We start from the raw sequence: 13,040 nt of genomic DNA, 5'->3' as shown, positions 1-13,040 counted from the left end.
CGTCTAGTTATAAATCGTTGGTTCTACGAAGCAAAGGAGCTGCAATGTACGAGGTTTTTTCATCTGGTGGCGGGACGCAAAGCGCCTGCATCTCCGCGCTGATAGTGCAAGGGAAGTTACCTAAGCCTGATTTTATGGTGATTGCTGATACTGGCCGGGAATGCGACACCACTTGGCAATATATGGACGCAGTAGTGCGGCCTGCAATGGCGGATATTGGCGTTGACGTGCATCGAATCGGCCCCGAATGGCAAAGTATGCCAGCACATGGAAGAAACTACCAGACACACAACGAGAACACGCTATTGATTCCGGTATTCACGTCCCAAAACGGAGATTCGGGCAAGCTCAGTGGATTTTGTAGTACCGCATGGAAGATTGAGGTTGTGAACCGATATTTGTCGCGTACGTTTGGAATCACTCGCAGCAAGTACCGGAAATGGATCGGGTTTTCTCTTGATGAGTGGCGACGCGCTCAACGCATGATGATGGGTGACGAATACCAAAAAGGGCAGATTCGGTTTCCGTTGATTGTAGATGTGCCATTGAAGCGTCATGAGGCAATAAGGGAAGTCGAGCGAATGGGGTGGCCTACGCCTCCCCGGTCCCGATGTTGGATGTGTCCCAACCAAGCGGATGACGAATGGCGCGGATTATCTCAGGACGAATTTGCAAAGGCTGTACAGTTTGAGGCTGAGTTACAAACGGTTGACCCACATGCTTGGCTGCACAAATCTTGTACTCCGCTGACCCAGGTAGATTTTGAAGCGGAGCCGACACTGTTCGACAGCGGGAATTATTGCAACAGCGGAGTGTGTTTCGTCTGACACGCGGAGAGATTTATAACAGCCAAGCACAGCGGTTTATCCGCTGCTGCGTGAGTTATACATGATTTTGCCACCTGATAAACGGGAAGAGTACGAGGAGCGGGCCGCCATCATGGAGTACTGCGGCGGCATGCCCCGCAGAGAAGCGGAAAACGAGGCATGGCGGTTGGTGCTGGAGTCAATGAAAGAGCAGCTCGAAATATTCGGGAGATAACATGAACGAAATAACCATCCTCATAATTGGCATCGGCATCGGCTATTTCTGGGCCATGCACCGGGCAGAAAATATCAAGATCACCGGAATCAAAGTCTATCCGCGTATCAATGCCAGGGAATTCTGGGAGCAACTGGAAAAGTGGGCCATGGATAACCCTGTAAAGCCGACTACTGTTGAATCGGAGCAGCCATGCCAACCCCAGTCCAAATAAAGATAATCCACACTTTAAAAGGTGCTTTAAACCTTGATGAAGACACCTATCGCGACGTGCTGGCCACCTATGGCGTCGCCTCGTCCAAGGATCTGACGCCGCGTAAAACTCTGCAGCTCATCCAGGATCTGGAGACCAAGGCCCAGGCCGCCGGGGTGTGGAAGTCAAAGCGTAAAGACTTTAATCCCAAAAACGGCGCCGATGCCATGACTATGAAGATCCGGGCACTCTGGGCAGAGCTGCACAAGGCCGGCAAGGTCGAGGCCAATACCGAAACCGCCCTGGCAGCCTATGTCAAGCGCATGACCAGCCGGGACAGCATCCGCTGGTGTACCACTGCCCAAAAGATCGTACTGATCGAGGCATTGAAGAAATGGTTAGAGAGGTAACGGCATGGGCCTGTCATTTCAGACTGCATTGCACGGTCTACTCTTAATAATCGTAATGACCATATCGACCAAGAACCTCGACAAGAAGCAGTACCCGGAAGCGTTTTACTGGCTGGGGGTTGCGGCTTTGATGGTTTTGTATGTGGGCTGAGATAAGAACAGGAACGGAGGATCTATGGCCTGTCCAAAATGTGGATGCAAAGTAACTTACTATCACAGTGGCCCGCAATGCTCAGATTATCAGAGAGACCGTTGCTCTGCCTGTAATCATGTTTTTTATCTGGTAGATGCGGAGGATGATGACAATGATTTGCCCGAAATGTAACAAGCAGGGATTCAGTCAAAAAGAAGTCTGGTACCCAGATAATATGCTTTCAATTCTCAAGTGTAAAAAGTGCGGAGAACGTAGTGATTTGGGGGATTGGTTGGTTTTGGTTCCTGTAAGTTACTCGACGGTACGAATTTTAAAAGGCCAGGTTGTCCCTGTGCGGATGCCGGGTAGCACTATACCATAACCATTTTGGAGCATAAATGACCCGCACTGACCCCTTTTACCTTGCCCGCCGCACCGACGGGCAGGCCACTACCACCGCTCCACCGGTTCCCCGTCGTGTCCAGGGCATTCAGATCCTGGCTGTCTGGAAACATCAACAACAGGGGGAAAACGCCTGGTTGTACCAGGTCGTTGCCACCGGCTTCCAACGGCTCATGGCCATGGCGCTCCCTGGTCACCCTGCAGCTGAGATGCTGCCCATCACCGCTGAAATGTGGGTTGAAGTACTCCTGGACATGCGGGTAAACGAAAAGCAAGACCGGGAGCGGATTGAAACCGGTTTCCGGTATCTCTACCGCAAAATCAAAGAGTGGCCGCAGCCGGCCGACCTGATCCAGGAAATGCCGAAGCGGATCAATGCCAGTACTCCCGGCGATATCCAGGCGAAACGCCAGCCCACCGAAGCCGACGAAGCGGTTGCCAAGGAAGAGCTGGCAAAGATGCAAGAGATGTTTAAAGGAGGCAAGCCATGACGCCTGATCTCACCAACTATCCCGACATATTCCTCGATCTCATCGATAAAGCCGAAGAGCCGATTGCTGCCGCTCTGGGAGTAGATAACGAAACCGCTCGGCTGGCAGCATTCCAGGTAACAGAGATCATGCGCCGCGACTGGGCCGGCACCCAGCCCTATCTCTCCAAAGGGATGGCCTTCGAGCTTACCAACCGCGACCGCGAGATGTATGAAAAGTTCAACGGTAGCAATCATGAGGAGCTGGCGCTGGAGTTCGGCATGACCACCCGCAACGTCTATGACCGCATCAAGGCCATCCGGGCCGAAGAGTTCAAGCGCCGCCAGCCTGCCTTGTTTGAGTAATCCCCCCTGTACTAATTGAACCCCCTCAACAGACAAAATGCCTTCCTTAGTTGTACGGTGCCACTGCACCGGACAACTAAGGGGGGACCATGATATCTGTCGACCAATTCAAGACACTATTCCCGCAAAACAAACAATCTCAAGCCTGGACCGATGCTCTCAATGCCATTCTCCCCAAGTATGGCATTAATACTCGCCCACGCATTATGGCGTTTTTGGCCCAGGCAGGTCACGAAAGCCAAGCATTCACCCGGCTGGTTGAAAACCTCAACTATAGCGCCGAGGCGTTAACCCGTACCTGGCCAAAACGCTTTCCGGCAGAAATAGCTGGACAGTACGCGCATCAGCCCGAACGGATTGCAAATCGTGCTTATGCTGATCGCATGGGCAATGGCCCCGAATCATCCGGCGATGGTTGGAAGCATCGTGGTCGAGGCTTAGGGCAGTTGACCGGCAAGGATAAATACCGCGAATTCGCCAAGGCTGCGGGGAAATCCTACGATGAAATATTTGCCTATCTTGAAACTAAAGAAGGGGCAATCGAGTCGTTCTGCTGGTACTGGGTGAACAACGGCTGCAACGCTTTGGCTGATGCAGAGAAATTCATTGCTCTTACCAAGCGGATCAATGGCGGCACCAATGGTTTGGAAGATCGCACAGCACTGTATGAACATGCAGTAAAAGTTTTTCAGGCGTAAGCCATAACTAAGGGAGGTCTACAAATATGATTAAAGCTTTTTTCAGTTGGCTGGGCGGAGTGTTCAGCGACCCAAATGACCAGCAAGGCAGCACCAAGCGGCTATGCCTGTTTCTGTTCCTCGGCACGATTATGCTCCTGATTTCCGCCGTCACCATCATGAGCAAACCCACGGCTCTGCCAGCAGTACCGGACTCGATCCTTAACCTGGTCTATTTCATTGTCGGCACGCTAACAGGTTCTATCGTGGCAGACAAAGGGATTGCAGCCTATAAGGCTGTCAAAGGAGTAACCGATGGGACTTCTGACAAAACTGCGTAACAGGCTTACCACCGAACGGCAGCAGATCGACTGGGGGCGCACTGCGCTCCTGGTCGCATTAATTCTTGCAGTTTTTGCGGCGCTTTGGCAGTGGGCTATGCCAGAGATCCGGACGATCACCTCAATCGAATTCCGGGCCGTGCCGCAAATCCACCGTGTTGAATCCGTTAAACGGGTCAATGTGCCATGTCCGGAGAGCGGCATTGTCGTCCTGGACAAAGCAGCGGTTGCCAAGAAAATGCCATTGCTCGGATTAAGCGGCGGCGACATTACTGCCTGGCAAAAACAGGACCGGGAGGAGGGGATCTCCCCCGCACCGGCGGGCACCCAACCCAATACGCAGGTCACGGCTACCGCTGATATCCCCCAAAGCGACAATGGTGTTGAGATTGTCTCTCTCATAGATCTGCAGACCGGTGAGAGCCAGATCGTTGCCAAAGAGAAAGCGGCCCCCTGGTTCCAATTCCGCAACGATGCTGCTGCCGGGATCCGGTATGGGCTTAACCAGCGGCTGGAAAACAGCGGCTCAGTCTATGGTCGGTGGGATTTTCTCCGGGTCAAAGACGTTTATCTGTCTGGCAATGTTGATGTCACTACAGGTGGTGATGCTCATCTGCAGCTTGGCGCAGAGTACCGGTGGTGATCCGTGCCTGATGTATGGACCTCTGCCAGCAGATCAATCAGGAGCTGATTGACGATGCTCTCGAAGATCATTATCGCCGCAGAATAACCGGCGTTAGCCTCACCAACTGCGATGACTGCGGTGAGCCAATTCCAGCAAAACGGCAAATCTATGTGCCAGGTTGTTGCCGCTGCGTGGCATGTCAAACCGGTTTTGAAAACAGCTTTAAAGGGCGTTCAAAATGAGATTAATCGTCATTGCCATCCTGCTTATGATCGCTATTCCGGCTCAGGCGCTCGATCCCGGCCAGTTCGACATCACGGTCTATGCCAATGAGGATTACCGTCTCAACCTTACCCACACCGCCAACGGGGTGCCGGTCAATCTCACCGGATATTCATTCAAGCTGCAGGCTCAGGCCAAAAAAGGGCCAGGCGCAGCGGTCCTGGTCAATTTCTCCAGCGCCGTTACCGATGCGACTGCCGGACAAACCAGCCATTGGCTCAGTCGTCGGGCAACAGCAGCAAACTCCAACGCTGCCGGTATTTATGACCTGATGCAGACTGCGCCAGACGGCACCGTAACCTATCGCATGCGCGGGGCCATCAAATTCCTGGAGACCGTAACCAGATGATTCATTTTCTCACCGCCATACTACTGCTGTGCCTCCCGGCGCTGTGCGCTGCCGAACGAATCGGCATTACCATCACCGGCCCCAGCCAGCAGTTGACTGTCGAGAAAAAAAGCACGGTCATCACGCCCGAAACAGTCACGGTCAATGCCCAGGTCAATGTTACCGGCACCGAAATTCTCACCATTGCCGTACCTGGTCCCCAGGGGATCCCCGGCAGCGGGTCAAGCGGTGGCCCGGTGCAATGGGCTGATGTTCAGAGCAAACCAAGCACCTTTGCGCCGTCCGCCCATACCCAGGCGGCAAGCACCATCACCGGCCTGGCTACGGTTGCCGTCAGTAACAGCTATGGCGACCTGAGCAATAAGCCGACTATCCCCAGCGGTGCCGAACAGATCGCCTACAATGCCGGCACGGTGAAGGATGCCCTTGATCAGCTGCTCTATGTGCCGATCGGCATCAACTCTTTCACTCTGGACAGCGGCGGCAACATTACCCGCGAGATCGGCAGCTCGTACACGGTCGGGACTCTGGCCTGGAGTACCAACAAAACCGCCACCAGTCAGACCATAAACGGCACGCCGCGCACCAGCCCTTACAGCGTCAATGCAACGGTTTCAACCAACCAGACCTATGCGCTCCAGGTTGGCGACGGCCAGACCACGGCTACCAGCAGCCGCACGGTGACATTCACGCACCAGCGCTACTGGGGCGTAAGCTCTTCCGCGGCAATCGACGATGCCGGTATCATTGCGCTCGCCAAGGAATTCAGTACGTCCCGCGGCCAGACTCGAACCTTTACGCCGGTCGACCAGTATATCTACGTCGCCTATCTTACCACCGGCGGCGATGCTGCCTTTACGGTCAACGGTTTCTTGGATGACTCCTGGCAACTGGTACAACGGCAGTTTATCAACTCCTCCGGTTACTCAGCCGAGTTCCGCATTTACCGTTCGGCTAACCGCCTGACCGGAACGTTTTCTGTGGTGGTGTCATGAAAGCCTGGCGCGAGTTGATCTTCTTGGCTGTTTTCCTGCCACTCTGCGCCGTATGGGCCTATGCCGCTGGGGTAGTTGTGCCCAATATTGTCAGGCCGGGAGGTAATTTTCCGGTTGTAGATTCAAGCGAAGTTAAAGGCGGACCGATCTTTGTCCGCTATTCGTCGGACCTTCGGAACATCCCTGAATCACGGAAAACCCGATGGATGCAGGTGCATGTTCATGAGCTTAACGAATGGTTCGAGGCATATTCAACTAACGGCCATTTCTGGCAGCGCCGTCCAGGCACTGGCGGCGGTGGCGTTACCTCGCATCCGGCTTTATCAAATCGGGATCTACCCAACCAGCATCCGACCTCTGCGATTACCGGACTAGACAACCTACTGTCCCAGGCAAAAACCAAAGCCGAGTTTGATTCCTGGACAGCCAACTTTCGCCGCTCCGTGCCGCTTGGTCGTCGCGGTTATGACGGCCGCGATGCACCGTCGCCTCTGGAGTGCATCATCTTTAACGAAGGCAACGACGGGGCCAGCTACGATGAAACCGGCGGCAATCCAACTCCGCAAACCATTGGGCCACTGTCGATCTGGGCCTATGAACACAGCACGCTTAAGCAGATCACCGGCGCATCCTGGACCATACCTGCTGTCGATACCCAGTTAGTCCCGCCGCCGCTGGAGCTGGACGGCCAGCAGCAAAAACGCCAGGTCCTGGAGCTGTCGATACTGCCCAGGTATTCAAGCCAGCGCACCAATAACAAGGTCAAAGGCTTCGCCTGGATCACCAGCTCCAGATATCCCTACAAGCGCAACTGTTCGGCCAGCTACACCTTTGCCTTCACCCAGCGCGGACCTATCGGCCAAAAGGGTGACCCTGGCGATATCACCCAGCTAACCAGAGATGAAATCGTTGCCAAGATTGCCCAACCTAGCAACAACCCGGTAACTGTGCGGCCGGCCACGCCAGGGCTGCAGACATTACTTGATTTCCAGAACTATAGCGGCAATACCGTCGCCTGGGTTGATAGCCTTGGTTATCTCAATTTTATGGCTGCCAACGGCTTTCCTATTGCCCGCATCCAGACCGACGGACTGATCGCGCTGCTCTACAACAATATGATGCGCCTCCGGATGAAGAATGACGGCTCCATCACCTCATACAATTCCAATGGCACCACAGCCTGGTCATTAAGTAACACTGCGGTGCCAATCGTTGATCCAGGCGCAGTTGCCGTTGATGGTCTTTGCTTAAAGAAGCGCATCAATAACACCTATTTTTTCGAGAACTGCGCCACCGGAGTAGTCGCCACAGCTGCCGGTAGCCTCAATTATGTCCAGTACCGCGGCAGTGACGGTTATCTGGCTGCCAAAAGTAACCTGATGTTCGATCCTGTTACCAATACTCTGACCTTGACCGGTCCCATGGTGATCAAATGATGAAAAAGACCTTGATAGCGCTGGTAATCCTGTGGCTGGCAGTTATGGCGCTTTTTGCCCGCATTGCCTGTAGCGCTGACTTCAGAGTCAAATGGATGCCTAACAGCGAGCCGGATCTGGCTGGCTATAAAATTCATTGGGATAAACAGCCGGTGCCACCGTTTGCTAATCACAGCAGCGTTGGCAATGTCACTACTGCTGTACTTAAAGGGATGTCAAACCCCACTTATATTGCCATTACCGCAATTAATAGCAGCGGGTTGGAAAGCGGTTATAGCGCAATTGTATCAAGCATGATCGCACCGCCCGCTGGGGTGAGAACCATAGTAATTGGCGGGCTGGAAATACAATGAACTTGCCGGGACGGTTCGTAATGCCGGGACTCTTCTCAATTTAGCGTAAAGGATCGGTTAACCGGTGGGTGTTGAGGGTTTGCCCGGTACCCTTGATTCCTGGCAAGTTCAAGGAGGTTCTTAGTGTGGAGAATATCGATACCAATTGTTTGTCTTTTTGTGGGGTGGCTAGTACTGGCATTCAGTTGCGATCGATCAACCAAACCACGCCAGGGCGTAATCTGGAATTACTTGAACGCTTCTACCGGGCCAACTTGGAACTATTATAACGGTTCCATTTATCAGCCGATCTGGAATCCGAGTAACCCAAGCTATACGCCGTGCAGCAGCTATACAGGCCCGGACCTGCCTCCGGAGGGGACCGTAATGAACTATTTGCCGCTCACGGCGATTACCCGGGTAAACCCGACCTGCTCAACATGTCATGGCGACTGGGGTCTCTGGGCTTTTGGTAATGCCACTACCGCCTTGGCCCACGGCAACGGCAATCCGGTTACGTTCGGAGAATGATTTGCGCAACAGAGGGCATCAATGGCTTATCGCAATCACCATGCTGCTGCTGGCAGCTTCTGCCCACGCTATCACAGTCACAGTCGAGAAGCGCGGTACCGGCACAGCCATCATTACCGGCAGCACTACCTGCAGCAGCACTGCGCCCCGCTGCACTTTCGAGGCGGCAGCCGGGCAGGTGCTCACCTTCGATATCATTCGCGACTCCAGCAACGCCGATCTGCTCGGCTGGGGCGGGTTGTGCGCACAATTCGAGAATCAACGGCCATGCACCGTAACGCTCGACGATATCGCAGCCAGGCGCTACCGCGGGTCGTATCCGGTAATCGCGGCCCTCGGTTACTACCAGGATGGCGTCTGCCGCGCACCGGGCGGCAGCCTCGATTATCTGTATTTCGCCGATCTACCGACCGCCTACAACGCGGTCAAGGCGGCAGTCGCCTCAAATCCTATCGACTGCACCGCCAATGGGATCCTTACTGTAGGCAATATTGATACCCCGCTGGTCATCAGCGGCGGCTGGCCGGATTTCACGCCGAACAGTCAACCGACCGACCAGACCAGTACCATAGCGGAAACGATCACTGTAACCACAGGCAGCTTAACCATCACCGGAGGCGGCATCACCATCGCCTGCGGTTATAAACGAGTAACCGGCCCGTATGTAGTCACCGAGCCGCTGGTAATAGGAGCAACACCATGCGATTTTGGCTTAATTGTGCGCTGATCATAGTTGCCCTGGCAGGCGTAGCGCGGGCCGAAGATCCACCGCAAAAACCGTATATCGGTACGCGAGCCTGTGGCGGTACACCGCTGCCGGCGATTAACGATAATGTCTGCATCCCGATCGACCTCTACGATACCCCTGGTCAGTTTTATACCGAGCCGAGCCAGTGGAGCGACTATATTCAGGGACGGCTCCAGGGCGTATTGGCCCCGGCCGTTCACAGCCATGCCGCTGCCACCAGCAGCACAGCCGGTTTTCAAAGCGCCGCAGATAAAGCCGCCATCGACAATTACCTGGCCATTGCGCCCATAACATCGAAACGCGAAGGCGCTTATGGCGACGGCACTTGGCATAGCCTGGCATCTCAAGGATATACCGTTCCGGGTGCCCAGGTGCGCTGGCCGTATCTCACTACAGACGGGACTTTAGCCGGCACGCATCTGATTCAGACCAGTGTTGACCTGGACAACTACGGCATAGACTGGAGCGCGATCCAGCACGGCGTCAACAAAGCAGTTGCCCTTGGCAGCTATGAATTTTTCCTGTCCGGGCTTAATCATAATCTGGAGCGGCCTGTCTCGATCTCATCTTTACGATTCACCTTTAGCGGCAACCGCAGCAGCAGCCGACTGACGCCGCGGGACGGCTCGTTCTCAACAACAGCCGGATTGATAGAGGTCACCAATAGCGGCTACCGGGCATTAACCCGGCCGGTGGTTAACGGCGTGATTTTCGAGGAACCGAGCCGGGGTGTGAACTATGCGGACCCTGGCGGCGGAGGAGCCGGATCACTTGGTATCTACACGGCAATCAAAATAAACAGCTGGTCTACAGCAGCGTTAACAAACAACCTCTGCAATTTTATGGGGACATGTATCCGGCTAGTGAATGCATCGAATGACGTGATTTTCAGTAACAACAAAACGTGGGACACCCTGCGGCCCGTGTACTTTGACGCTATCGCAGAGTCGACAAACAAGGCCCACCAAGGGACTACGATAAACAGCAATCAATTCATGATGCACTATAAGCCGTCCAGCGGTTCAGGCCCTGTCATTACATCATCCGGCGGGTTCAGTATTAACGGACTGAAGTTGACAGACAATGAGGCTGAAAACCATGCCGGCTGGCTCTATCACACCGGTGTTGCCAGCGAAGAGGTCAACTTCTGGGATGTGTCGCGAAACCGCACCAACAACTACCATGACGCCGATGGTGTCGTAAAACTCACCAACATCCAGTTCGGCTGGGGCAACAAGTTCTCCGGTAATCTGTTCTACCAATACCTGACCTCTGCTGCTGCACCGGCGATTTTCAATATCATAGGCGGCTCTGGGTCGCTCCGCATAGATGGTACAACCACAGGGCATAATACCGGCTGCCTTGTCAAATATACCCCTAGCAACAACTCCGAATACATCCTCAACTTGATCGGTAATCAGTTTGCGGCGTATGGCATGGGCAGCGATTGGGGGAAGCTGGTTTGTGTCTCCGACCTAAATTACACAAATTTCCTCAGCATCTTCACCAGCGGCAATTATGCCTATAAAGGCTCCGGTGCACCGGTAATAGATCCGGCGCAATTTGCGACTACTGACGGCAATATCCGGCTGTCGCTGACGGGTGAAATTAACCGGACGTATTCAACAGCCGGCGGACTGTTACCTTATGACGCCCACCAGATATATGTGACAGGCACAACCAGTAACGTACTGCTACCGACCCAGCGCTGGAATATGCCGACCCTTAATTACCGCATTACCAATCGCGCAACAGGAACAGCAACGGTGGCTGTCGACATTGCGCCGAACTCCTGGATCCGCGATATCAATGGCAACAACGTGTCATCACTCACTATCGCACCAGGTGCCAGCAAGTCCTTTTACTCGGTGTCAAGTATGCCCTGGTACTGGCAGGAGGAGTTACCGTAATGGCTTACACCATCCGCATCCGTGAGCAAGTAGTCCCGAAATATACGCAACGTCCCGGCCCAGGGAAGATAGTCGAGCGGCTCAATCCCGTGCCGATAATTCCTCCACCGTCGCCTGGTGCCACGTTGATCTGGAGCGATCTCTCCGGTATCTACGAGGCCGACCCGGCCAAGCGGCTCGAACTGTGGGAAGACCCGCAAGGCCTTTTGAATGATGCAGCGGCGCTGGCTGAGTGCCCGGCGCTGAAAGTGGCGATTATCGACAAGATCAAGCAGCTGCGGGCCGTAGCCCTGGACAAAGCTACCCGGAGCCCCGGCGTCTCGGCTATCTACGCCGAGAACTACTTTGCAGCGGTCGAATACCAGGCTGGCCGGCCTGAATCCTTGACCAAGGCCGGCATGACCGCCGAGGTCCATTTAACCGGTCTAGCTGCCAACCTCAACATGACTGCGCCGCAATTTGCGGATTACATCATCAAAGAGAACCGCCGGGTAGGGCCGCCGCTCTATGACATTGAAGGCGAATACACTCGGCTGGCTTATGCCGTTATCCCGCTATCTCAGTCGATACCGGAAATCATGGCAGCCCCTGCACAATTTCAGCAGTTCTGCGGCTTATAAGGAGAAAGCACATGATCAGAGTGGCATTCTACAAAGGCAAGCGGTCTGGCTGGCGCGGATTCTGGGACCGGGTTATCCGTACCGTCTCTGCCGGACCATACTCCCATTGTGAGCTGGTTTTTGGCCCGGACCCGTTGCTGTGGGCGTCATCGATAGCCGCTATCGGGGTCCATTGCGATCACAACGGCGAGCCGGATCCGGCTGAGTGGGATGTCATTTACATCGACTGCGAACCCGATGCCGTCATTGATTTTCTCTGCCAGGAAGTCTGCTCCCCTTACGACTGGTTCGGGGTAATCCGCTTTGCCCTCCCTGGCTTTAAAGAGAGCCCCAAGAAATGGTTCTGCTCTGAAATCTGCGCCGCTGCCCTCCAGGTTGCCGGGATACTGCCGCAAAACATCAAGCCGCATACGCTCAGTCCAACTGGGCTTTACTACGCATTAAACCCGCAGTTAAACAAGGATAAGGGAGGCCTTTAATGGCAATTGATTACAATGCAATGCAGTTCTGGGTGTCGGTGGGCGGCAACCTGGTCGTCGGGATCTATGTCTATCTGAGCAATAAACAAAAGGTCACCAATGATCGGTTTACCACCCTGGAGAATGCCGTAAATGAAAGGCTTTCCAAGGATGATCTCAAAGCGGCCAAGGTTGCCCGCGATGAAAGCTGCCGCCAGCACAAGATTGAAACCGACAAGCTCAAGGACATGTATTCCGGGTTGAGCATCAACATCGGCAACCTTCCGAATCAAAAGAGCATAGAGCGGCTTCATGAAAGGCTGGATGGCTTGGTGAAGCTGGTAAGCGGTGTCGAGGGTGAAATCAAGGGGATGTCCCACACATTGGATCTACTACAAGAACACCACATAAAGGAGAAAAGCTGATGAGCTTCAGTGACCTTGTAACCCAGGACATCCGTCTGGTCATCCTTCGCACCCTTGCTGAAACCAACGGCTACAGCTGCAACGAGTCGATCATCCACGCGATTCTTGCCAAGTTCGGCCACAAAGTCAGCCGCGACCAAGTTAAGAACCAACTGGCCTGGCTGGAAGAGCAGGGGCTGGTTACGCTGGAAACTGTGGTCGATATCTATGTGGCCACCATTACCGGCCGCGGTGTCGATATCGCCGATGGCTCCGCTACCGTGCCCGGCGTCAAGCGTCCGCACCCAAGGGGATAAC

At 54.2% G+C, this 13,040-nt stretch carries 22 protein-coding genes; all 22 read left to right on the top strand.

What is annotated here, in order from left to right:
- The first annotated feature begins 44 nt into the window (after window positions 1–44).
- The 22 genes from KI809_RS18785 to KI809_RS18680 all read left to right on the top strand — a co-directional run bounded on the left by KI809_RS18785 (window position 45) and on the right by KI809_RS18680 (window position 13,039).
- Window positions 45–827 carry a hypothetical protein gene (locus tag KI809_RS18785; RefSeq protein ID WP_214173142.1) on the top strand — a complete coding sequence of 261 codons (783 nt, stop codon included), beginning with the start codon at window positions 45–47 and terminating at the stop codon, window positions 825–827.
- A 61-nt stretch (window positions 828–888) separates the two neighbouring features.
- On the top strand, window positions 889–1,041 hold the full coding sequence (locus tag KI809_RS18780) for a hypothetical protein (RefSeq protein ID WP_214173141.1): 153 nt from the start codon (window positions 889–891) through the stop codon (window positions 1,039–1,041).
- A gap of 1 nt (window position 1,042) precedes the next feature.
- A complete protein-coding gene (locus tag KI809_RS18775; protein WP_214173140.1) occupies window positions 1,043–1,255 on the top strand; it encodes a hypothetical protein in 213 nt (70 codons plus the stop codon).
- Window positions 1,234–1,644, top strand: a complete 411-nt coding sequence (locus tag KI809_RS18770; RefSeq protein WP_214173139.1) for a regulatory protein GemA — start codon at window positions 1,234–1,236, stop codon at window positions 1,642–1,644. Before KI809_RS18775 ends, KI809_RS18770 begins: the two co-directional genes overlap by 22 nt.
- A gap of 4 nt (window positions 1,645–1,648) precedes the next feature.
- Complete coding sequence (locus tag KI809_RS18765) at window positions 1,649–1,795, top strand: hypothetical protein (protein ID WP_214173138.1); 147 nt, start codon at window positions 1,649–1,651, stop codon at window positions 1,793–1,795.
- 380 nt (window positions 1,796–2,175) lie between these two features.
- Entirely contained in the window at window positions 2,176–2,670 is a 495-nt protein-coding gene (locus tag KI809_RS18760) for a hypothetical protein (RefSeq protein ID WP_214173137.1), read from the top strand.
- Window positions 2,667–3,014, top strand: a complete 348-nt coding sequence (locus KI809_RS18755) for a Mor transcription activator family protein (protein WP_214173136.1) — start codon at window positions 2,667–2,669, stop codon at window positions 3,012–3,014. Before KI809_RS18760 ends, KI809_RS18755 begins: the two co-directional genes overlap by 4 nt.
- A gap of 89 nt (window positions 3,015–3,103) precedes the next feature.
- Window positions 3,104–3,712 (top strand): glycoside hydrolase family 19 protein, encoded by a 609-nt coding sequence (locus KI809_RS18750; RefSeq protein ID WP_214173135.1) that lies wholly within the window; start codon window positions 3,104–3,106, stop codon window positions 3,710–3,712.
- A gap of 26 nt (window positions 3,713–3,738) precedes the next feature.
- The gene (locus KI809_RS18745; RefSeq protein ID WP_214173134.1) at window positions 3,739–4,032 is read left to right on the top strand and encodes a hypothetical protein; all 294 of its coding nucleotides are present in this window, start codon (window positions 3,739–3,741) and stop codon (window positions 4,030–4,032) included.
- Window positions 4,007–4,675, top strand: a complete 669-nt coding sequence (locus KI809_RS18740) for a hypothetical protein (protein ID WP_214173133.1) — start codon at window positions 4,007–4,009, stop codon at window positions 4,673–4,675. The genes KI809_RS18745 and KI809_RS18740 overlap by 26 nt, the downstream gene beginning before the upstream one ends.
- A gap of 14 nt (window positions 4,676–4,689) precedes the next feature.
- Window positions 4,690–4,899, top strand: coding sequence for a TraR/DksA family transcriptional regulator (locus KI809_RS20990; protein ID WP_214173132.1), 210 nt, complete (start codon window positions 4,690–4,692; stop codon window positions 4,897–4,899).
- Window positions 4,896–5,288 (top strand): hypothetical protein, encoded by a 393-nt coding sequence (locus KI809_RS18730; protein WP_214173131.1) that lies wholly within the window; start codon window positions 4,896–4,898, stop codon window positions 5,286–5,288. Before KI809_RS20990 ends, KI809_RS18730 begins: the two co-directional genes overlap by 4 nt.
- Complete coding sequence (locus KI809_RS18725; protein ID WP_214173130.1) at window positions 5,285–6,283, top strand: hypothetical protein; 999 nt, start codon at window positions 5,285–5,287, stop codon at window positions 6,281–6,283. The genes KI809_RS18730 and KI809_RS18725 overlap by 4 nt, the downstream gene beginning before the upstream one ends.
- On the top strand, window positions 6,280–7,719 hold the full coding sequence (locus KI809_RS18720) for a hypothetical protein (RefSeq protein ID WP_214173129.1): 1,440 nt from the start codon (window positions 6,280–6,282) through the stop codon (window positions 7,717–7,719). Before KI809_RS18725 ends, KI809_RS18720 begins: the two co-directional genes overlap by 4 nt.
- Window positions 7,716–8,072 carry a hypothetical protein gene (locus tag KI809_RS18715; RefSeq protein WP_214173128.1) on the top strand — a complete coding sequence of 119 codons (357 nt, stop codon included), beginning with the start codon at window positions 7,716–7,718 and terminating at the stop codon, window positions 8,070–8,072. The genes KI809_RS18720 and KI809_RS18715 overlap by 4 nt, the downstream gene beginning before the upstream one ends.
- Window positions 8,073–8,438: 366 nt before the next feature.
- Window positions 8,439–8,582, top strand: a complete 144-nt coding sequence (locus tag KI809_RS18710; protein ID WP_214172510.1) for a hypothetical protein — start codon at window positions 8,439–8,441, stop codon at window positions 8,580–8,582.
- A gap of 1 nt (window position 8,583) precedes the next feature.
- Window positions 8,584–9,309 (top strand): hypothetical protein, encoded by a 726-nt coding sequence (locus tag KI809_RS18705; RefSeq protein ID WP_214173127.1) that lies wholly within the window; start codon window positions 8,584–8,586, stop codon window positions 9,307–9,309.
- Window positions 9,282–11,240, top strand: coding sequence for a hypothetical protein (locus tag KI809_RS18700; protein ID WP_214173126.1), 1,959 nt, complete (start codon window positions 9,282–9,284; stop codon window positions 11,238–11,240). The genes KI809_RS18705 and KI809_RS18700 overlap by 28 nt, the downstream gene beginning before the upstream one ends.
- Window positions 11,240–11,860 carry a hypothetical protein gene (locus KI809_RS18695; RefSeq protein ID WP_214173125.1) on the top strand — a complete coding sequence of 207 codons (621 nt, stop codon included), beginning with the start codon at window positions 11,240–11,242 and terminating at the stop codon, window positions 11,858–11,860. Before KI809_RS18700 ends, KI809_RS18695 begins: the two co-directional genes overlap by 1 nt.
- Window positions 11,861–11,871: 11 nt before the next feature.
- Window positions 11,872–12,339: a hypothetical protein gene (locus KI809_RS18690; RefSeq protein WP_214173124.1), complete on the top strand. Its 468-nt coding sequence runs from the start codon at window positions 11,872–11,874 to the stop codon at window positions 12,337–12,339.
- Window positions 12,339–12,743 (top strand): hypothetical protein, encoded by a 405-nt coding sequence (locus tag KI809_RS18685; protein ID WP_214173123.1) that lies wholly within the window; start codon window positions 12,339–12,341, stop codon window positions 12,741–12,743. Before KI809_RS18690 ends, KI809_RS18685 begins: the two co-directional genes overlap by 1 nt.
- Window positions 12,743–13,039 (top strand): VpaChn25_0724 family phage protein, encoded by a 297-nt coding sequence (locus KI809_RS18680; protein ID WP_214173122.1) that lies wholly within the window; start codon window positions 12,743–12,745, stop codon window positions 13,037–13,039. Before KI809_RS18685 ends, KI809_RS18680 begins: the two co-directional genes overlap by 1 nt.
- Window position 13,040: the final 1 nt, after the last annotated feature.

The sequence above is a fragment of the Geoanaerobacter pelophilus genome (genome assembly GCF_018476885.1).
Taxonomy (GTDB): domain Bacteria; phylum Desulfobacterota; class Desulfuromonadia; order Geobacterales; family DSM-12255; genus Geoanaerobacter; species Geoanaerobacter pelophilus.
This window is presented reverse-complemented; position numbering and strand designations above follow the sequence as displayed.